Consider the following 20,145-nt stretch of genomic DNA (forward strand, 5'->3'; position numbering starts at 1 on the left):
GTTACGACGCCTTCGGCGCCTTGTGCTTACTGGTATACGCCTGGAAGGCCTCGATGGCCGGGTCGCGGCGCAGGAGCTTGGAGGCGGGATCGACCGTGAACATCGCGCCCGGCGGTAGGGTCACCTCGCCCTGTCCCGCGGTCATCGGCAGCGTCACCACGTTCTCGCCGACACGGACTTCCACGGGCAGCGGGAACGGACCCTTGCCCGGCACCTGCCAGGCGAGGTGCAGTTGCTGGCCCTCGCGCGCCACCTTCAGCTCCGGCAGGGCCGCCTGGTAGAGGTACACGTCGAAGAACCAGCGCATGTCACGGCCCGTCACACGGTTCACGATGTCGATGAAATCCTTCGTGGTGGCGTAGCGCGGCGCGAACTGGCCAGGCACCGGATGATCGGTGCCGTAGACCAGCTCGCGGGTCGCACGGAAGAACGCCTCGTCGCCGATCAGTCCGCGCAGGGTGTGCAGCATCAGCGCACCCTTGTTGTAGATGTCCTGCCCCGGGCCGCCGCGGGTGTCGTCGTAGGCGTCTTCCTCGCGGCGCGGCTTGCCGGACACGATGGGATGCTTGTTGTCGATGCGCGCGCGCAGCTGCATCAGGCTGGCGAAGTAGGCCTGGCTGCCGCCCAGCGATCCCGCGTACAGCGGCTGCATGTACGTGGCGAACGCCTCGTGCAGCCACATGTCGTCCCAGTTGGCGTTGGTGACCTGGTTGCCGAACCACTCGTGCGACAGCTCGTGCTGCAGCAGGTCGTCGTAGCCGTAGACATTCTTCGCATAGGCGTTGCCATAGGCGTTGATCGTCTGGTGTTCCATGCCCTTGAACGGGGTTTCGGCCACGCCCATCTTCTCGCCGCCGAACGGATACGGTCCGACGGCGCTTTCGAGGTAATCGAGCATGGCGGGAAACTCCGCGAACAACGCCTTCGCCTGGCTCTCGTCGTCCACGTACCAGTAATGCAGCGGCACGATATTGCCGAACCGGCTGCGATACGACGCGGACAATTCGCGATACGGCCCGATGTTGAGCGCCACGCCGTAGGTGCTCACATCGTGGCTGCGCCAATGGTAGGTACGCCTGCCCTCGGCCTCATCCATGCCCATGGCCACGCCGTTGCCCACCGCCACCAGCGGCGCCGGCACCGTAATGTGCTCGTCGACCACCTGCGGGCGGCCCATGGGGTGATCGATGCACGGCCAGAACAGGTCGCAGCCCTCGCCCTCCACCGCGGTCGCCACCCAGGGCATGCCGTTCGGCGCCTTCGTCCAGACGAAGCCGCCGTCCCACGGCGCGTGCACCGCCGTATGCGGGCTACCGTGATACACCACGCGCACCGTGGTCCGCGCGCCCTTCTCCAGCGGCCGCGGCAGGTCGATCGACAGTCGTCCGTCGGGATTGCGCCAGGCGGCGCTTGCCAGTGCCTTGCCATCGACCTCGACACGGTCGATCGGCAGGTTGCGATCCAGGTCCAGCACGATGCGGCGCAGCGGTACCGTCACCCCGAAGGTCAGCCTGGCATCCCCTTCGATCCAGTGCCGCACCGGGTCCACGCGGATGCCGAGGTCGGCATGCTCGAAGGTCACCGCCATCTGCTCGGGCGCACGCGCCGCCCCGGAGTTGCGGGTCAGGTCGGTCAGCGGCGGCGGTGCCGGCGGCGTCGAGGGCGTGCATGCCACCGTCGCAAGCGCGACACCGGCACCGAACAGGAGGGGAATACGCATACCTTGAGCGACCGTCGGCGAGTGAAATGTGCGCGGCCACCATACCCAGATGCCGCGACCCCGTCCTAGGTCGAAAGACCGATGGTAATTACGCGCGAACCCGCCACGTCGCCGGAAAGAACGAGGGCGTAGGAGCCCACGATGAGGGCGAAAAGCCAACAAAGCGAAGACGCGGCACCATCCATCGCCCCGCGTCGCGCCTATCATCCTGCGTCTACGGCGAATAAGACCGAGATTCGCTTCGTAGACGGGAACGCTCGCTCGCATGTTACCCAAGGCCTCCCTCGCCCTAGAAACGCTGAGGGCTTCGCCGACATCGTCGGCTCCTACACCGCCTATGCACCGCGATCCGCTACCATCGCGACCTTCCTCGCCAGCGCCCCTTCCCCGATGACCGACAACTCCCAGGACTACGTGGCATGGCTGCTCGAGCGCTCCATGCTGGAGAAAGCCCGCGAACGCGCCAGGCTCTATGGCGGACAGGCGCGCCTGTGGGCGTATCCGTATGCGGAAAGCCGCGGGCGTAGCGCCTCGGAGATGGCCTCGGTGTGGTTCACCGCCTATCCGGCCTCGCTGGTGACGCGCCCGGGGCAGTCGGTGCTGTCGGCGCTAGGCGAGCACGATTTGTGGCACGCGCTTTCGGTACTCGGCGTGCAGGGCATGCACGTGGGCCCGACCAAGGAGGCCGGTGGCCTGCGTGGACGCGAGAAGACGCCGACCATCGACGGGCATTTCGACCGTATCGGCCTGGACACCGACCCCGTGTTCGGCACCAGCGCCGAGTTCTCCGACATCGCGCGTATGGCGTCGGTGTTCAGCGGCATCGTCATCGACGACGTGATCCCGTCGCATACCGGCAAGGGCGCCGACTTCCGCCTGGCGGAAATGGCCTATGGGGACTACCCCGGCCTGTACCACATGGTGGAGATCCGCGAGGACGACTGGACGCTGTTGCCGGACGTGCCGGAAGGCCGCGACTCGATCAACCTCGGGCCGCTCACGGTGGACGCGCTGCACGACAAGGGCTACATCGTCGGCCAGCTGCAGCGGGTGATCTTCCTCGAGCCGGGGGTGAAGGATACCGACTGGAGCGCCACGGCGATCGTCACCGGCGTGGACGGCAAGCCGCGCCGCTGGGTGTACCTGCACTACTTCAAGGAAGGCCAGCCGGCACTGAACTGGCTCGATCCTTCCTTCGCTGCGCAGCAGCTGGTGATCGGCGACGCGCTGCACAGCCTGGACGTGATGGGCGCGCGTGGCCTGCGCCTGGATGCCAACGGCTTCCTCGGCATCGAGCGTCGCGCCGGCGGCCCGGCCTGGTCGGAAAGCCATCCGCTGTCGATCACCGGCAACCAGATCATCGCCGGCATGGTGCGCAAGGCGGGTGGCTTCAGCTTCCAGGAACTGAACCTCACCGTGGACGACATCGCGGCCATGTCGCGCGGCGGTGCGGACTTGTCCTACGACTTCATCACCCGTCCCGCCGTGCAGCATGCCCTGGCCACCGGCGACACCGAATTCCTGCGCCTGATGCTGCGCACCGTGCACCAGCACGGGATCGACCCGGCCTCGCTGATCCACGCGATGCAGAACCACGACGAACTGACCCTGGAGCTGGTCCACTTCTGGACCGCCCACGCCACCACGCCGTTCTTCTTCAAGGGGCAGACCATGCCCGGCGCGCTGCTGCGCGAGCAGATCCGCGAGGCCATGTACGAGCGGCTCAGCGGCGAGCACGCCCCGTACAACCTGCGCTTCGTCACCAACGGCATCGCCTGCACCACGGCCAGCCTGGCGGCGGCCGTGCTGGGCCTGCGCGACCTGGACGCGCTGTCCGCCGAGGACATCGAGCAGATCCGCAAGCTGCACCTCCTGCTGGTGATGTTCAACGCGCTGCAGCCGGGCGTGTTCGCCATTTCCGGGTGGGACATCGTCGGTGCGCTCACCCTGCCCGTGGACGACGTATCCTCGCTCATGGGTGACGGTGACACGCGCTGGATCAATCGCGGTGCGTATGACCTGATGGAGCTGGACCCGGAAGCCACCGTCTCCGGCCAGGGGCTGCCCCTGGCACGCACGCTGTACGGCAGCCTGAAATCGCAGCTGGAAGACACCACCTCGTTCGCCAGCCGCGTGCGCCGCGTGCTCACGGTGCGCCATGCCACCGGGTTGGCCAGCGGCCACCAGCGGCCCATTCCGGACGTGGAAGCCGCGGGCCTGCTGGTGATGCTGCATGACCTGCCCGCCGGACGCGGCGTGCAGATCACCGCCCTGAACTTCACTGCCGAGCCGATCGACGAGCGCCTGGTGCTGGAGAACGTGGGCGCCGGTCCGGTCGTGGACCTGCTCAACGAGACGCTGGAAGGCGACGTCGGCGAGGACGGCGTGCTGGACATCCATCTCGATGCCTACGAGGGTCTTTGCCTGCGCATCGTCAGCGTATCGGCGCCGCCCGGCTTCTGAGCGCTGCCACTCACTTGAGCACGCCGGCCTCGATCGGGAACGGCTTGAGGCGATGGTCCTCACGCATGCCATCACGCAGGTCGATCTCGATCCCGCGCGTGACGGCCGTCATCGGCACGTCGTTGACGCCGTTCTCGAACGGGTCCTGCAGGTCGTTGCCCGATTGCAGCAGGCCGAGGAACAGCACGCCGGCCACCGTCGAGCCCAGCGGGGTGTACAGGCCCAGCTGCTCTACCAGGCCGAACGGCAGCAGCGCGCAGAACAGGTGCGTGAATACCACCGGATAGACGGAGTACTGCTGCGGCAACGGCGTGTTCTTGATCCGCTCCATGCCGCCCTGCGCGTTGGATATCTCGGCCAGCGTGCGGGCGAAGGCGGCGCGGATGATCGAATCCGGAGCCGCATCGCTCAGCAGCGCGCCCGTGCGCAAGGCGATCGCGTTGGGCGCATTGGCTACCGTATCCAGGTCGGCCAGCTCCTCCTCGGACAACAGGCCGACCAGTTCGTCGCGCTCCTTCTGCCGGCGCAGGTGCAGCCGCAACGCGTGCACATAGGCGATCTGGCGATAGGAGATCTCACGCGCCACGCGGGCGTCACCCAGCAGCGTCCACGCATCGCGAACCAGCGTGCGCGAGCAGTTGACCATCGCTCCCCACAGGGTGCGTGCCTCCCACCAGCGCGCATAGGCGGTGGCATTACGGAAGCTCAGGTAGATCGCTACCGCGGTGCCGAACAGGGTGAGCGGCAAGGCGGGAAAGTTGTCCCACCCTGCCTGCGTGCAATACCACGCGGCCGTGACCAGCACATCCCAGCAGAACAGGATGAGCAGCGGCACGCCGACATAGCGGGAAAGATGACTCACATGGGCATGACCGGGAACCAGCATCGGGGTGTCCTCCTGGGTGACGATCAGCTGTTGTGCGCGGCAGCGCGCGGCGTGGTGTACGCGCCGAAACCGTCGGATGCGGTCGGCAGGCGGTTCTGATGGGTGTGCGGCGACGGACGGCCACCCTCGGTGGCAGGGTCGTCGTCACGGCCCTGGGCAAGCGCCACGGCCATCGCCAGGGTCAGCGCCATCACGGGGGCCACCTTGCGTACGCGCAGTCCACGCACCAGCAACAACGGCACCATGCCCAGCGCGACGGCGCTGCCGAACCATTCGGCGATCAACAGATCCATGCGTCGCGGCGGGTCGGCCGCGACGACGACGGTCGCGCACACCGCCAGTACGAGCATCAGCGGCAGATGCGGACGCACTTGGGCGAGCGCGGGAGCGATGTGATCGGGAGGACCGACGGTGGGGTCGGCGTTATCCGTGCGATCGGGGGACAGCTGTTGTATCGGCATACGCAATCCGGTGGCGGTGGGGACGCCCCGAACTTGCAAGACCCCGCGTGGCGATGGCAACCCCGGGTTGGCGACGGCATTCAGCGAAGGTCCGGGTGACATGTAACGCCCCTGTTACGGACGTCCATGCGAACCGCGTCGCCATGCGGCATCGCAGCATTCGCACCCGTGAAATAGACGTCCATTTCACGGGTTTGGGCGCTGCCAGTCGTTCAGCCAGGGCCTGAAATACGTCGCTCCGGACGTCCGGAGCGACGTGAGGTTCTTCTGAACGCTGGCCAGTGCATGTGGCTCAGGGCGCCGCCGGTGTGACCCGCCACACCGTATCGCCCACATCGTCGGCGATCAGCACCGCACCGTCCTTGTCCTGCACGATGCCCACGGGAGCACCGTAGAGTTGCTTCTGGTCGTCGGAATAGAAGCCGCTGACGATGGTCTCTGGCTTGCCCTGCGGCTTGCCATCCCGGAACGGCACGAAGACCACTTCGTAGCCGCTCAGTGGCGAGCGATCCCAGCTGCCGTGCTCGCTGATGAAGGCGCCGTTGTGGTACTTCGTCGGCAGTGCGTTGGCCTGGGTCAGCAGCAGCCCCAGCGGCGCGACGTGCGAGCCGATGGCGTAATCCGGCCGGATCGCCTTGGCCACCAGGTCGGGGCGTTGCGGCTTGACGCGGGTATCCACATGCTGGCCGTAGTAGCTGTACGGCCAGCCGTAGAAGGCGCCCGGGCGTACCGAGGTCAGGTAATCGGGCACCAGGTCGGCACCGATCTCGTCGCGCTCGTTGACGATGGCCCACAACGTGTTGCCCACCGGATCCCATTGCAGCCCCGTGGGGTTGCGCAGGCCCGCCGCGTAGATCCGGCTGGCGCCCGTGGCCACGTCCACCTCGAGCACGTCCGCGCGGCGATATTCCACGTCCAGGCCGTTCTCGGTGATGTTGCTGTTGGAGCCGACACCGACATACAGCTTGGTCCCCTCCGGGTTCGCCTGCAGGGCCTTGGTCCAGTGATGGTTGATCGTGTCGGGCAGGTCGGCGAACACGGTGGGCGCCGCGGCGATATGGGTCTCGCCCTCCGTATACGGGAAGGTGACGATGCCGTCGGTGTTGGCCACGTACAGCGTGTTGCCGATCAGCTGCACGCCGAACGGCGAGTTCAGCCCGTCGACGAAGTCGTGTTTCTCCCAGGCGCCCTGCCCTTGCCCTTGCCGGCGCAACAGGGTGATGCGATTGCCGCCCTTGCCACCCTTGCCGGATTGATCCTTGACCAGTCCCGCCATCAGTTGCTTGGGCGTGGTGACCGGTTCGGTGCCCGGGCCGTTGGATTCCACCACCAGCACGTCGCCGTTGGGCAGCGTATAAAGCTGGCGCGGATGCATCAGGCCGGTAGCGATGGCCTCGATGGCCAGACCGGGTGCCACATGCGGGGTCTGCCCCGGCTTCCAGCCGGCCTTGTCGGGCACCTGCATCGGCGGGACGAGGAAGTGCCGCGGCGCGGGCAGCGAAGGATCCGCGCCGGACTGGTCCGGCGGCGCCAGCGAGGCTTTTTCGCTGCATCCCGCGAGGCCGACCAGGCAGGCCAGGGCAAGGCTGCTGAGTGCGAAGGACTTAGTCATGGACGATCACTCCGTGGTCGTTCGCGTACACCGCGACGAGGATATGGGCGACGGCCAGCAGCAACACCGTCACGGCAGACAGCCAGACGCCCATCGGTACGGCGGCATAGGCGTCGCGGGTGTGGACGAAGGCGTTGACGATCGCCACGACGATCGCCACCAGGTTCAGCCAGAAATCGATACGCGCACCACGCCATAGCGCATGGCGTGAGGTAATCCATACCTGCACCAGGTTGACCAGCCGGGGAACGATAGCGAACAGCAGGCCGAACACGATCAGCCACGCGGCACCCTTGATCCACAGCAGGACGCCGGTGTGGGCATAGGTCGCATCGAAGATCAGGGCGGCGACGAAGCAGCCGAAGGGGATGGGATTGAGCAGGCCATAGAGCGTGGTGGCCACCACGTTTCGCTGCGACACGACGCGGGAATGCATGATCGAGGGTCTCCCTGGATGGATCGGATGGATGACGCACGGGCCATGCTGGTCCGCGTCGTGTCTAGGCCATGTCTGCTGCGCGCCCTTCCCATGCATACCCGTGACGGGCGATCATCGCGCCGGGATCATAACGAGGGGTGGGGATGTCGGAGCATGGCCAGGATCAGCAGCTGGAGCGGCTGACGTTTTTTTCGGATGCGGTATTCGCCATCGCCATCACGCTGCTGATCATCGAGGTGCACGTGCCGCATCCGGCGGCGTCCAGCGATGCGGCGTGGCTGGAGGCCCTGGTGGAACTGATACCCCAGCTGGCCGGCTTCTTCCTCAGCTTCGTCGTCGTGGGCGCGGTCTGGGCGGCTCACCATCGCGTGTTCGGCCTGTTGCGCCACTACGACCCATCCATCGTGTGGCCGAACCTGTTCCTGCTGATGGCCATCGCCTTCACACCGTTCTCCACGGCGTTGATGAGTGCCCACCCCGTGGAACGCGTGCCGGAAGTGTTCTACGCGACCAGCCTGCTCATCGCCGGTCTGCTGCAGTACCGGCTGGTACGCAAGGCATTGCGGCCACCCTTCCTGGCGCCGGATGTGAGTGACGACACCGTGGCCGTGCTGCGTCGTCGCAGCCTGGCGATGCCGTCGATGGCCCTGCTCTCGGGCATCCTGGCGATGTGGTGGCCAGGGCGCAGCAACATCCTGCTGGTGCTTACGCCGCTGGTGGTGATGCTTTATGCGCGCCTGGGGACGCGCAAGGTCGCCGCCGACGAGGCCTGACGCGACCGGCGGCGAGGCTCAGGTGCGCTTTGCCGGGTGCGACGGCCGGGAGGCAGGTGCCACCTTGGCGGCATCGTTACGCGGCACGCAGGCACCGGACGCGTCCACTACGCGTACGACGCAGGCACCGGGATGCGTGGCCGCGGCGACGTTGTAGGCGCTGGTGCGATCCTCGCGCAGCTGGGGCTCGGGTGATGGATGGTCGGGGCGCTTGGACATGAGCGTGGCACTCCTTGGCCGCCGGGCGTGCCCCGGCAACCCCTACGCTGCGCCTTCCCGCGTTAGCTTGCCGTCAGTGCCGCAGGTACACCACCTCTACCCGGTGCTCCGTGCCATCGTCGACCAGCGGTATGGCCCCGTCGGCGACCAGGATGCCGTCGACGTGAAGGCTGCCGGCCTCCCCGTCGGCCGCAGGGCGCAGCGCGATGACATAGCCGGACCCGCCGTGGCGATAGCGCATGCCATAGCCGGGCCACGCCGCGGGCACGCGCGGTGCGATCCACAGCCGATCGCCCTCGCGACGGAGGCCCAGCAGCGTTTCCACCAGCAGGCGGTACATCCAGCCGGCGGAACCCGTGTACCAGCTCCAGCCGCCGCGCCCCACATGGGGCGGCACGGAATACACATCCGCCGCGATGACATAGGGCTCGACCTTGTAGCGATCGATCGCCTGCGCGTCGCCCGTGTGGCTGGCCGGATGGATCATCTTCACCAGTTCCCACGCGCGCTCATGGCGTCCCATCTGCGCGAAGGCCATGGCCGCCCACACCGCGGCGTGCGTGTACTGGCCGCCGTTTTCGCGCACACCCGGCACGTAGCCCTTGATGTAGCCCGGGTCCATGGCCGACCGGTCGAACGGCGGATCGAGCAGCCGGATCATGCCGGGGTCCTCCAGCACCAGGTGCCGATCCAGCGAGGCCATGGCCTGCTCGCGCCGCTCGGTGCCGGCCACGCCGGACAGCACGGACCAGCTCTGCGCGATCGCATCGATGCGGCACTCGTCGTTGGCGGCGGACCCCAGTGGCGTGCCGTCGTCGAACCAGGCGCGGCGGTACCAGTCGCCGTCCCAGGCCTCGGCGTCGAGCGCCCGTGACAACGTATCGGCTTCCGCCAGGCAGCGCCCGGCGAACGGTGCGTCGCCGTGGCCTCGCGCGGTGACCGCGAACTCGCGCAGCACATGGACGAGGAAGAAGCCCAGCCAGACGCTCTCGCCCTGCCCGCCTTCGCCGACCTTGTTCATCCCGTCGTTCCAGTCGCCGCCGCCCATCAGCGGCAGGCCGTGCCGGCCCCGTGGCATGGCGTGCTCGATGGCGCGCACGCAGTGCGCGTACAGCGTGGCACGCTGGCCGGACGGACGGGCCTGGTCGTACCAGGATTCCTCGCCATGTCGCAGCGTACGGCCTTCGATGTACTCGATGGACTCGTCCAGTACGCCGGTGTCGGCACTGGCCTGGACGTATCGGCTGGTCGCCAGCGGCAACCACAGGTAGTCGTCCGAGCAGGTGGTACGCACGCCGCGGTCGCCGGGCGGGTGCCACCAGTGCATCACGTCGCCCTCGGCGAACTGGTGCGCCGCGCATATCAGCAGTTGCGCCCGGGCCATGGCCGGTGCCGCGTGCTGGGTGGCCATGGAGTCCTGCAACTGGTCGCGGAAACCGATGGCGCCACCGGACTGGTAGTAGCCGCTGCGCGCCCACAGCCGCGCGGCGATGGTCTGGTAGAGCAGCCAGCCGTTGGCGAAACGGTCGGTCGCCGCATCGGGCGTGCTGACCTGCACCGCGCCGAGCGTCTGCCGCCAGTGCTCGCGCACGGCGGCCAGCGCGCGTGCCGCCGAGCCGTCGTCGCGGAAGCGCAGTACCAGGCCGCGCGCGTCCACCTCGTCCACGCCCATGCCCAGGCGGATCACCACGTCGCGCGATTCACCCGGTGCCAGGGTGATCGTCGAACGCAGCACGCCGCAGGGATCCAGCCCCGCGCCGACGCGGTTATGCCAGCCGGCACGGCGCATGCCCAGGGGGCCACCGGTGTGCCCATTGCGGCCGAGGAAGCCGGTACGGTCGCCGCCGACGTCGCGCTCCGCGTCTTCCACATCGAGGAACGCGACGCGATCGGGGAACTCGCTGTTGTACGCATTGCGCGCGAACAGCGCGCCCGTCGACGGATCGATCTCGGTGACCACGTGCATGGCACTCTTCTCGCGCACGTCGCCGAGCAGCCATTCCACATAGGCGGTGATCGACAGCCGCCGTGCGTCGGCACCGTCGTTGGTCAGGCGCAGCACCTGGAACTTCACCGACGCATCCAGCGCCACGAAGACCTCCAGGCGCGACGACAACGAGCCTTCCGTGTGCTCGAACACGCTGTAGCCGAAGCCGTGGCGCGTGGTGTATGTGCCTTCACCGCGCATCGGCAACGGGGTCGGGCACCAGGTGTGCCCGGTGGCTTCGTCGCGCAGGTAGATCGCCTCGCCGCAGGCATCCTCGACCGGATCGTTCTGCCACGGCGTCAGACGGCAACCATGGGCGTTCTCCGCCCAGGTGTAGGCACTGCCGCTTTCCGAGACCACGCTGCCGAACGACGGATTGGCCAGCACGTTGCACCAGGGCGCGGGCGTGGTGGCACCGGGTGCCAGGGTGATGACGTATTCCGTGCCGTCGGCGGAAAAGGCTGCCGAGACGGGCACCGCCGGCACCGGGGCGGGACGCCTGCGCGCCGGCCAGGCCGGCTCGGCGGCCGCGGCACGCTCACCGATACGGTGTCGCTCCATCTGCTCGTGCAGCGACCCCAGGGTGTCCACCACCACGATGCAGGCGCTGGCCTCCATCACCAGGCGGTCCTCGTGGGACAACGACTGCGCGGCACGGATGAACACGCCGCCGGGGCGGTCCAGCAGGTTGGTTTCCGCACCGGTGGCCAGCAGGCCGGTCAGCGCATCGTGCAGCGTCTGCCGGTAACCCGTGCTGTCCTCGTTCCAGATCACCAGGTCCACGGTCAGCCCGCGCTGCCGCCAGTACGCCGCGGCACGGACCAGCTCGCGCGCGATGTCCAGTCGCGCGATATCGCCGATGCGCAGCAGCACGATGGGCAGGTCGCCCGAGACCGCCTGCCCCCACAGCCCCGACTGGCCGCGCCGGTTGGCCGCGATCAGCTCCGGCTCGGCGCGCAGGGCGAGGTTCGGGTACAGGATGGACGTCGCCATGTGCTCGTAGAGCTGCGCGTCCACCAGCGTGGCGTTGGCCTGGCGCAGCAGCACCTGGCTGCGGGTCCAGGCCAGGTCGAACGTACGGTCGGCCAGGTAACGATCGCGATACTTCTCGATCAGGCGCAGGCACCCCGGGCGCGTGTCGGCCACGCCGGTCACGAAATCGAGCGTGGCGCTCTGTTCCGGATCGAGGGTGATCCGCACGCGGATGGCGACGATCGGGTCCAGCACCGCGCCGTGGCCACCGGAGAGCGCATCGTGACCGGCATCCATCGCCACGGGGCTCGCCGTACTGCGACCGCGTCCGATGAAGCGCGCGCGGTCGGTCTCGTACGAGATCGCATCCACGTCCGCATCGTGCACCGCGACCATGTGGCACATCGACGGCGGTGCCTCGTCCGCCGAGCGCGGCCGGCGGGTGCACAGCAGCGCCTGCATGGCCGGCACGATCTCGGTGGTGACGAACAGCTTGCTGAAGGCCGGGTGCGCCGCGTCGCCGCGCGGGTCGGCCAGCACCACTTCCGCGTAGCTGGTCAGCTCGACCGTGCGCCGCGTGTTGCCACGGTTGGTGATGCGCGTGCGCCGGAGTTCGATATCGTCCTCGGGCGACACCACGATCTCGGTATGCGTTTCAAAGCCGCGCTGGCGCACGCGGAACTCCGCGCGCGACTCGGCGAAGATCGCCTCGAAGCGATCGGTGTTGCGCGCCACCGGCTGGTACGCCGTGGACCAGACATCGCCCGATTCCGGATCGCGGATGTAGCAGAACATGCCGTCGCTGTCGCGCGTGATGTCCTCGCGCCAGCGCGTGACGGCCATGCCGTCGCGCCGGCTGTAGCCGCCGCCGGCGCTGCTGACCATGACGTGGTAACGGCCGTTGGACAGCAGCTGCACGGCCGGGCGCGGCCGGTCGGGGTCGGTGAACAGGCGCAGGCGGGCTTCCGGCAAGGCCGGTGCCGTCGCCACTTCGCCCAGGCCCGCCGTGTGCAGGTATTCGGAGGCCATGCGCGGCACGCGCTCCTGCAACAGCAGGCTGGTCGCCATCATGCGCGGGTCCGACTCGAAGCGCTTCTGCATCGGCCGGTCCAGCAGCACGTGACCGATCGCCAGCAGCGACATGCCCTGGTGGTGCGCCATGTACTGCCGCACCACGGCGGACTCCTGGCCCGGGGGAAGGCGCGAGGGCGTGTAATCGACCGCTTCATACAGGCCGAAGCGGCCGGCCAGGCCGGCACGCGCGAGCCGCCGCAGGTTGTCGGTAGCCGCGGCGGGCGCCACCATCAGGGCCAGCACCGACGCATACGGCGCCACCACCAGGTCCTCGCCCAGCCCACGTTTCAGGCCCAGGCCCGGCACGCCGAAAGCGCGATACTGGTAGGTCATCTGCGCATCGACCGCGTGGTAGCCGGATTCGGACACGCCCCACGGCAGGTTGCGTTGCCGGCCGTATTCGATCTGCCGCGCCACCGCGGCGCGGCAGGTCTGCTCCAGCAGGCTGCCTTCGTACGTCGGCATGACCAGCATGGGCATGAGGTATTCGAACATCGACCCGGTCCACGACAGCAGCACGGGCGAGCCGCCGGTGCTGGTGAGCAGCCGGCCGAGCGAGAACCAGCTCTCCTGAGGCAGCTGGCCCTGGGCGATGGCCACGAACGTGGTCAGGCGCGCTTCGGAGGCCAGCAAGTCGTAGAACGACGCGTCCAGCGTGCGCCGTTCGACATCGAAACCGATCGACAGCAGGCGGCGATGGGCGTCGTAGAGGAACGCGTGGTCCATCACGGCCAGTTCGCCGGCCAGCGAGGCCGTGGCCTCCAGGGCCCGCAGGCGTGCCGTGGCACGGTCAGCCTGCGCGGCATCGGCCGTGTTCGCCGCCCGTTCCGCCAGCGTGGGAATGGCCTGGCCGTCGGTGGCCGCGTCGTACCAGAGGCTCGCCTCTTCGTGCAGCTCGTCGCACAGCAGGGTCAACCGCGAAAGCCAGAAGACGCCTTCGTCGTCGCCGAAAGATACGGTGTCGGGTGCCTGGGCGGTTACCTCGCGCAGCCGCTCCTGCTGCACGGTGACGAACGCGAGCACGTCGCGCATGCATGCCGGCGGGGCCGGCATGGCGGCCGCCAGCTCGCTGGCCCACGCGGTCAGCGGTGCACGGTGGCCTTCGTCCGTGGCCTGCGCCAGCAGTGCCACGGTGTCGCGCAACCCGGCGATGGACGCGTTGCGGAACACCGGGGCCTGGGCGACGTCGAGCAGGCCGCGTTGCAGGGTCAACAGGTGGCCGGCCAGGTTGCCGCTGTCCACGCTGGAGACGTACAGCGGACGCATCGGCGCCAGCGTGGCGGTGTCGTACCAGTTGTAGAAATGGCCGCGATGCCGTTCGAGCCCCTGCATGGTGGCCAGCGTGTTCGCCAGCCGTTGCGCCAGGGCGCCGGCACCGAGGTAACCGAAGTCGTAGGCGGCCAGTCCGGACAGCAGGCCCAGGCCCATGTTGGTCGGCGACGTGCGCCGGGCCAGTTGCGCCGACGGTGCCATCTGCACGTTGTCCGGTGGCAGCCAGTGGTCGTACGGGCCCATGTGCGTTTCGAAGAAGGCCCACGTGCGCCGCGCCAGCAGCCGCAGGAAGGCGTGATCGGCCTCGCTGGGCGCGAACGGCTTGCTCACCTGCGCCCGGCTGATCCACCAGGCCAGTGGTGGCGACGCCAGCCAGGCCAGCAGCCAGGGCAAGGCGATCGGCAAGGCCGACGGCCGCACCAGGGCCAGCAGCACGGTCAGCGCGATGGCAGCGACCGGTCCGGCCCACAGCGCGCGCCAGGGAATCTGCCGCGTGCCGCGGCCCTGTCGTTCCACATCGGCGGACGAGCGCCATTCGAGCAGGTGCCTGCGGCTGACGCATACGCGCCACAGCGACCGAACGATCGCATCGACGCTCAGGCGCGCCTCGTGCGGCAGCCAGGCGATCGCCAGGCCGAGTCGCAGCGCGTGTTCGCCCGCCGCACGCGACTGCACGCTGGCGTGCTGCTGCCAGGCGACGTCGTGCGGCTTGCGCGCGGCGTCCATCAGCACCTGCAACAGCACCGGCATCACCATCATCGCGAGGATCGCCACGGTCCAGGTCAGCACCGGCGCGACCCACAGCCAGCCGGCTACCAGCAGCGCCAGCGTGGCCGGGGCGACCAGGCTGCGGCGCAGGTTGTCGAACAGCTTCCAACGCGACAGCGGGCTCAGGTCGTTGGCCACCCACCCGTGCGGGCTGGGCACCGTGGGCAGCAACCATGGCAGCAGCTGCCAGTCGCCGCGCATCCAGCGATGCCGGCGCACGCTGTCGTCGGCATAGCGCTCGGGGATTTCCTCGAACACCAGCACGTCGCTCAGCAGCGCCGAGCGGACGAAGCAGCCTTCGATGAGGTCGTGGCTGAGCACGCGCTCGTCCTTCAGCCGCCCGGCCATGGCGCGCTCGAACGCATCCACGTCGTAGATGCCCTTGCCGGTGAACGAGCCCTCGTGGAACAGATCCTGGTACACGTCCGATACCGCGCGCGTGTAGGGATCGACGCCGGCGTCCGCGCCGTAGAGGCGCGCATAGGCCGAGCGCGCCTGCGCCGGCAGCGCGATGCCCACGCGCGGCTGCATCAGGCTGTACCCGGCGATCACCCGGTTGCTGTCGGCGGCGAACACGGGGCGGTTCAGCGGATGGTCCATGGCGGCCACCAACTGGTGCGCGGCGTCGCGCGGCAGGTGGGTGTCGGTGTCCAGCGTGATGACATAGCGCACGGCGTGCAGTTCGGCGATCCGGCCCACGATCAGCAGGAAACGCCCGGCGCCTTCGCCGCGCAGCAGCGCATTGAGGGCGGCCAGCTTGCCGCGCTTGCGATCGAAACCGATCCAGCGCCCCTGCGTGGGGCTCCATTCGCGCGGCCGGTGGAGGAGATAGAAGCGGTCGGCACCGCTGGACGGGTACGTTGCGTTGAGCGCATCGATCCGGAGCGTCGCCTGCGCGAGGATGGCCGCATCGCCGGGCATCACCGCCTGATCGGCGTCGGGGAAGTCGGTGAGCAGCGCGAAATGCAGGGCATCGTCGCGATTGGCCAGGAAGCGTACCTCGAGCCCCTCCGCCACGTCGTCCACGTCCTGCGGGCTGCCCAGCAGGGTCGGCACGGCCACGAGCGTGCGCGCGGTGTCGGGCAGGCCGTCCTCGTAGTCCATGCGCGGCAGGTAATCGGGGGCGGTCAGCAAGGAGGCGATCAGGTGCAGCAGGCTAAGGCCGAGCTGGCTGGCGACGACGATGCAGCCCAGCGCGAGCAAGGACCGCTCCCATGCATAGGCGGGCCCGATCGCCGCGGTACCCACCAAGGCGGTCGTCAACGCACCGGTGAGCGTGAGGAAGGCCACCAGCGACCAGGCGAACGGCGCCCGGTCGAAGGCCTGCCGGCAGCGCGTGGCCAGTCGGCGCCGAGCGCCCAGCGCGCGTTCCAGCGCGGGGCGTCCCGCGCCCACCAGGTGGTAACCCACGTGTCGCGCGGCGAGGTTGGCCGGCGTCGCGTCCGGCGCCTGAGCAGCCTCGATCGCGCGCCGTGCCACGGTCCGCTCGTCGATGCGCGCGGTGCGCGACAGTTTCTCCACCGCATGGCGGTAGCGATCGCGGCTGGCGAAGTCCATGGCCGGATAGATGCCGGCCGGGTCCTCGCGCAGGCAGCTTTCCACCAGGCTGGCCGCCTCGACGAAATGGCGCCAGTCGATCGTGGCCAGCGAGCGCAGGCTGCCGATGCTGTTGCCGACCGACACCTGGTGCATGGCTTGCTGCTGCGATTCCGCCTGGACCAGGTGATCGGTGCTGCGTCCCGACTCGGCCAGTCGTTGTTCCACCCAGCCCAGCGGCATGGCCAGCGCCGGCCCCTGCCCTTGCAGGCGGCGCACCAGCTCGGCGACGAACGGGGCGCTCATCACCGGCGCCGAACGTGCCATGTCCGCCACCACCAGCACCACGTTCTTCGGATCCTCCGCGGCCATGCGCGTCATCGCGTCGGCCCAGCGCGTGGCCCGGCGGCGGCGCGAGCGATCCAGCGTCACGCGAACGGCGATGCGGCGCAGGTTCTCGATCAGCGCCAGCCGCAGCATGATCGGCACGGCCCACAGCTCACCGAGGCTGAGCGGCACTACCGTCTGGTAGGCGTCGAGGAAGCGCGCCAGTCCGGCCGCGTCGATCCGGCCGTCGCCGTGGGAGATGACCTCCAGGGCGATGTCGTAGACCCGAGGCAGCCCGCTGGACGGTCCGCCGTCGAGCTGCGGCAGTTCACGGCTGTAACCCTTGGGGAAATCCTTTTCCGCGGCGCGGACGTGTTCTTCCATCACGTAGAGGTTGTCGAGCAGCCACTCGCCCGCAGGCGTGGTGCCCTCGCCGCGCTTGCCGGCGGCCATCAGGCCACGGCAGGCATCGACGATGACGGTCTCGTTGTCGGCCAGCCGCGGCAGCAGCCATTCGGCGGAGCGATGGGCCGCTACGCGGTGCCGCGTCGCCAGTTGCGCGCCGTAGGCTTCCAGTTGTTCGGTATTGAAGAGCTCGGCCCGGAGGGCCGGCTCACGCTCGGAGCCCGCGGCAACCCGGGTCCGCTTGCGCCGGAAGAGGTCTATAGACCCGCCATGAACATCGCGACGCTAAGCATGAGCCACTCCCGGCGCGGATGATCCACACCTGACCCCCGAGAGTAGTCCTTTCCGCGTGCAGGGCGAATGATCCGGGTGAAACCCGGTCAGGCCTGTGCCCGGGTCAGCACGATCGCGTTCTGCCGTTTACTCACCGCCACGGCGATCCGCCAGAAGTAGAACACCCCGATGGCCGCCTCGTAGCTGGAACCCACGATCCAGCAGGTGGGCAGGAACCCGGCATCGCCGACGTGGCCCAGGGTCATCAGGTACACCGTGGGGATACTCAGACCCCACATGAACACGAACCGGGTGATGAACAGGAAGCGGGTGATGCCGAAGGCCTCCAGCACCGCCTGCCCGGTCATCGAGAAGGCGAAGGCGAGCGAATAGGTCCACAACACCCGTGAGGTGGCGACCGAGGCCTGCCGGATCGCCTCGGGCTTGTCGGCCAGACCGAACGGATTCAGCAGCACGTCCGGGGTCACGATCTGGAAGAAGGACATCACCGCCACGTACGCCAGTTCGATGCCCAGCGTCACCGCGATGATCCGCGGCACCTGGTGGAACTCGTCCTTGCCCAGCGCATTGCCGCACAGCACGCTGCAGCCGATGCCCAGGCCCAGCAGCGGGATCACGCCCAGGTAGCTGACCGTCAGGTTGACGTTGTTGGCGGCCAGCGCGATGGCGCCCAGCCCGGCGATGATCCAGATGAAGGCGGCGTTGCCGAAATTGCCGATGCCCGCCGTCACACCCAGCGCCACACCCTTGCGCAGTCGCGGCCCCACCTCGGCCAGGGGAACGCCGCGCGTGCGCACCAGCCCGCGCAGGGTCGACCATATCTGCCGCGGCACATACGGCAGATAGCAGGCGGTGATCGCCAGCGTGCCGCACAGGGTGCCCAGCGCCGAGCCACGCATGCCCAGCTCGGGCAGGCCGAAGCGGCCGAAGACCAGGCCGATGGTCATCACGATGCCGACCACCTGGCCGAGCAGCCCCGCCACCAGCGTGATGCGCGTCTTGCCGATGCCGTTGAAATACGACGACAGCGCCATGTTGAAGGTCATCGCCGCGCCGAAATACGCCGACCAGTACAGGAACTGCGATTCCAGGTGGGTGATGGCGGGCGGCCGCTGACTCAGCGACGGGATCATCGCCATCAGCGGCGCCAGCAGCAGCAAGGCGACGGAGAACAGGATGCCGACGACGATGCCGACGGCCGCCTGGTAGGCCGCGGCGTCGTGGCCGGACCGGCCGAAGGCCTGGGCCACGCAGGAGCGCGAGAAGCCCACCACCGCGGCGAAGAAACCGATGATGGCCATGGCCGTATAGACCGCCGGGCCGGACGCGGCCAGGGTCTCGCTGGAATACCGTGCCAGGCACACCCGGTCCACCAGCATCATGATGAGGTTGCCGACCATCGAGCCCATCAGGGGCAGCGACACGCCCAGGATGCGCCGGGCGATCTCGAGGTTGGACTCGCGCGCCGCCGGGATCACGGGGCAGCCCCCGGCGGCGTGCGCAGCCTGATCCGTACCGGCAGCGAACTGGGAGCCATGAAGAAATTGAGCACCTCCCGCACCGGTGGCGCCTTCGTGTCCAGCTCCAGCTCGAAGTTGCGCAGGATCATGGAGACGACCATGGTGATCTCGGTGAGCGCAAGAAAACGACCCGGGCACAGCCGCGGTCCGCTGCCGAACGGAAACAGCTTGCGCGCCGGGTCCCGCTCGCGCGGCGGGCGCTGCTCGAAGATCCAGCGCTCCGGCGAGAACGCGGCCGGATCGGGAAACTGCCCTTCGTCCAGTCCCTCCCCCGCCGTTGCCACCACGATGGCGGTGTTCTTCGGGATCAGCGTGTCCGCGACCACGCAATCGATGTTGCTGGTGACCCCCACATACGGCGCCACCGAGCGCAGGCGCTGCGCCTCGCTGAAGGTGGCCTCCAGGTAGTCGAAGCGCTTCATCAGCTCCCAGTCGCGGATGAGCGTGTCCTCGCCGAGCACCGCGTCCACCTCCGCCGTGAGCGCTGCGGCCGCCGCAGGATGCTGGGCCAGCAGGTGGAGCATCCAGGCGATGGAGTTGGCGGTGGTGTCCTCGCCGCCGATGACGCTGAGCACCGCGTTGTCCATCAGCTCTTCGTCGGTGAAGCCGGACGCCGGGTCTTCCGCCGCGACGATCATCGCTTCCAGCATGTTGCCGGGTTTCTCGTGCAGCTGGCGCTGCTGCGCCATGCGCGCGCGGGCGTCGCGGACGAAGCCCTGCACGGATGCTGCGATCTGCGCCGACGCGCGGTCGGCGGCGCGATCCACCGGCAACCGGACATGGCGCCAGTACGGGAACGCCGCCGTGGTGCGCTGGCCAAGCCGCTGGAAGATGGCATCGATGCTCCGCTGCAGCGGGCCGCCTTCGTCGTTGACCGCATCGATGTCGTGGCCCATCGCGATGCCCACGATCACGTCCAGCGCCATGGCCTTCAGGTCCCGGCGCAAGTCGACCGGCAGGCCCTGGGCGAGCCGGTGCTTCCAGCGGTCCATCATGCGTTCGGTCATGAAGCGCATGGTCGGGAAGAAGTTGCGGATCACCTCCGCGCTCAACCCGCTCATCACCAGCTTGCGCTGCTTGCGCCAGGCATCCCCCTCGGCGGTGATCACGCCGCGGATGTCCAGCTCCTGCATGATCGTCTTCAGGCTGCCGCTGCGCCGGAACACCTCGGGCCGTTCCTTGAGCACCGCCTGTACCGTGGGCGCGTCGGAGACGATGACGATGGGGTTGCCGAACACCTCCAGGCGGAACATCGGGCCGAACTCGCGCACCCAGGCGGTGAACTTCTGGTGCATCTGCCGCCCGCTGAGTTGCAGCGCGTTGCCCACCCAGGGCTGGCCCTTCGGGCCCGGCAGGTCCTGGATGCCGCGCGAGTACTGCAGGGCGGGTGTGTCGTTCATGGCGGTCCTGGAGGCGT

The 20,145-nt window shown here is 68.6% G+C and carries 12 protein-coding genes; 3 read left to right on the forward strand and 9 right to left on the reverse strand.

From position 1 onward, the window contains the following. Window position 1: 1 nt before the first annotated feature. The gene (locus tag ACVKN3_RS01530; RefSeq protein WP_354512937.1) at window positions 2–1,720 is read right to left on the reverse strand and encodes a M1 family metallopeptidase; all 1,719 of its coding nucleotides are present in this window, start codon (window positions 1,718–1,720) and stop codon (window positions 2–4) included. A gap of 390 nt (window positions 1,721–2,110) precedes the next feature. Between ACVKN3_RS01530 and treS the strand changes: the two genes are divergently transcribed. Next, window positions 2,111–4,183: a maltose alpha-D-glucosyltransferase gene (gene treS / locus ACVKN3_RS01535; RefSeq protein WP_285405709.1), complete on the forward strand. Its 2,073-nt coding sequence runs from the start codon at window positions 2,111–2,113 to the stop codon at window positions 4,181–4,183. 10 nt (window positions 4,184–4,193) lie between these two features. On the opposite strand, the gene ACVKN3_RS01540 is transcribed toward treS, so the two are convergent. From ACVKN3_RS01540 to ACVKN3_RS01555, 4 genes are all read right to left on the reverse strand, one after another. Then, window positions 4,194–5,069, reverse strand: coding sequence for a bestrophin family protein (locus tag ACVKN3_RS01540; RefSeq protein ID WP_285405708.1), 876 nt, complete (start codon window positions 5,067–5,069; stop codon window positions 4,194–4,196). A gap of 23 nt (window positions 5,070–5,092) precedes the next feature. Continuing rightward, window positions 5,093–5,530: a hypothetical protein gene (locus ACVKN3_RS01545; protein ID WP_354512934.1), complete on the reverse strand. Its 438-nt coding sequence runs from the start codon at window positions 5,528–5,530 to the stop codon at window positions 5,093–5,095. A gap of 292 nt (window positions 5,531–5,822) precedes the next feature. Next, window positions 5,823–7,142 (reverse strand): sorbosone dehydrogenase family protein, encoded by a 1,320-nt coding sequence (locus ACVKN3_RS01550; RefSeq protein ID WP_354512932.1) that lies wholly within the window; start codon window positions 7,140–7,142, stop codon window positions 5,823–5,825. Then, entirely contained in the window at window positions 7,135–7,578 is a 444-nt protein-coding gene (locus tag ACVKN3_RS01555; RefSeq protein ID WP_285405702.1) for a hypothetical protein, read from the reverse strand. The genes ACVKN3_RS01550 and ACVKN3_RS01555 overlap by 8 nt, the downstream gene beginning before the upstream one ends. Window positions 7,579–7,724: 146 nt before the next feature. On the opposite strand from ACVKN3_RS01555, the gene ACVKN3_RS01560 reads away from it, so the two are divergent. Then, window positions 7,725–8,354 (forward strand): TMEM175 family protein, encoded by a 630-nt coding sequence (locus ACVKN3_RS01560; RefSeq protein WP_354512930.1) that lies wholly within the window; start codon window positions 7,725–7,727, stop codon window positions 8,352–8,354. Window positions 8,355–8,372: 18 nt separating this feature from the next. Here ACVKN3_RS01560 and ACVKN3_RS01565 read toward each other — a convergent pair whose 3' ends face one another. Then, window positions 8,373–8,573, reverse strand: coding sequence for a hypothetical protein (locus ACVKN3_RS01565; protein ID WP_354512928.1), 201 nt, complete (start codon window positions 8,571–8,573; stop codon window positions 8,373–8,375). A 73-nt stretch (window positions 8,574–8,646) separates the two neighbouring features. Continuing rightward, window positions 8,647–16,962, reverse strand: a complete 8,316-nt coding sequence (locus tag ACVKN3_RS01570; RefSeq protein WP_354512926.1) for a GH36-type glycosyl hydrolase domain-containing protein — start codon at window positions 16,960–16,962, stop codon at window positions 8,647–8,649. A gap of 72 nt (window positions 16,963–17,034) precedes the next feature. Between ACVKN3_RS01570 and ACVKN3_RS01575 the strand changes: the two genes are divergently transcribed. Continuing rightward, window positions 17,035–17,229, forward strand: coding sequence for a hypothetical protein (locus ACVKN3_RS01575; protein WP_285405694.1), 195 nt, complete (start codon window positions 17,035–17,037; stop codon window positions 17,227–17,229). 65 nt (window positions 17,230–17,294) lie between these two features. Here the strand turns inward: ACVKN3_RS01575 and ACVKN3_RS01580 are convergent, their stop codons facing one another. Together ACVKN3_RS01580 and ACVKN3_RS01585 are read right to left on the reverse strand one after the other, a co-directional pair. Then, window positions 17,295–18,686: an MATE family efflux transporter gene (locus tag ACVKN3_RS01580; RefSeq protein ID WP_354512924.1), complete on the reverse strand. Its 1,392-nt coding sequence runs from the start codon at window positions 18,684–18,686 to the stop codon at window positions 17,295–17,297. Then, window positions 18,683–20,128, reverse strand: a complete 1,446-nt coding sequence (locus ACVKN3_RS01585) for a cytochrome P450 (RefSeq protein WP_354512922.1) — start codon at window positions 20,126–20,128, stop codon at window positions 18,683–18,685. The genes ACVKN3_RS01580 and ACVKN3_RS01585 overlap by 4 nt, the downstream gene beginning before the upstream one ends. Window positions 20,129–20,145: the final 17 nt, after the last annotated feature.

The sequence above is a fragment of the Luteibacter sp. PvP120 genome (assembly GCF_054055715.1).

Coding starts and splice junctions, on each gene's coding strand:
- ACVKN3_RS01585 (WP_354512922.1), bottom strand. CDS start 20,128: ATGAACGACACACCCGCCCTGCAGTACTCGCGCGGCATCCAGGACCTG.
- ACVKN3_RS01545 (WP_354512934.1), bottom strand. CDS start 5,530: ATGCCGATACAACAGCTGTCCCCCGATCGCACGGATAACGCCGACCCC.
- ACVKN3_RS01560 (WP_354512930.1), top strand. CDS start 7,725: ATGTCGGAGCATGGCCAGGATCAGCAGCTGGAGCGGCTGACGTTTTTT.
- ACVKN3_RS01550 (WP_354512932.1), bottom strand. CDS start 7,142: ATGACTAAGTCCTTCGCACTCAGCAGCCTTGCCCTGGCCTGCCTGGTC.
- ACVKN3_RS01565 (WP_354512928.1), bottom strand. CDS start 8,573: ATGTCCAAGCGCCCCGACCATCCATCACCCGAGCCCCAGCTGCGCGAG.
- ACVKN3_RS01530 (WP_354512937.1), bottom strand. CDS start 1,720: ATGCGTATTCCCCTCCTGTTCGGTGCCGGTGTCGCGCTTGCGACGGTG.
- ACVKN3_RS01540 (WP_285405708.1), bottom strand. CDS start 5,069: ATGCTGGTTCCCGGTCATGCCCATGTGAGTCATCTTTCCCGCTATGTC.
- ACVKN3_RS01575 (WP_285405694.1), top strand. CDS start 17,035: ATGGGCCGCTACGCGGTGCCGCGTCGCCAGTTGCGCGCCGTAGGCTTC.
- ACVKN3_RS01555 (WP_285405702.1), bottom strand. CDS start 7,578: ATGCATTCCCGCGTCGTGTCGCAGCGAAACGTGGTGGCCACCACGCTC.
- ACVKN3_RS01570 (WP_354512926.1), bottom strand. CDS start 16,962: ATGGCCGCCGGCAAGCGCGGCGAGGGCACCACGCCTGCGGGCGAGTGG.
- treS (WP_285405709.1), top strand. CDS start 2,111: ATGACCGACAACTCCCAGGACTACGTGGCATGGCTGCTCGAGCGCTCC.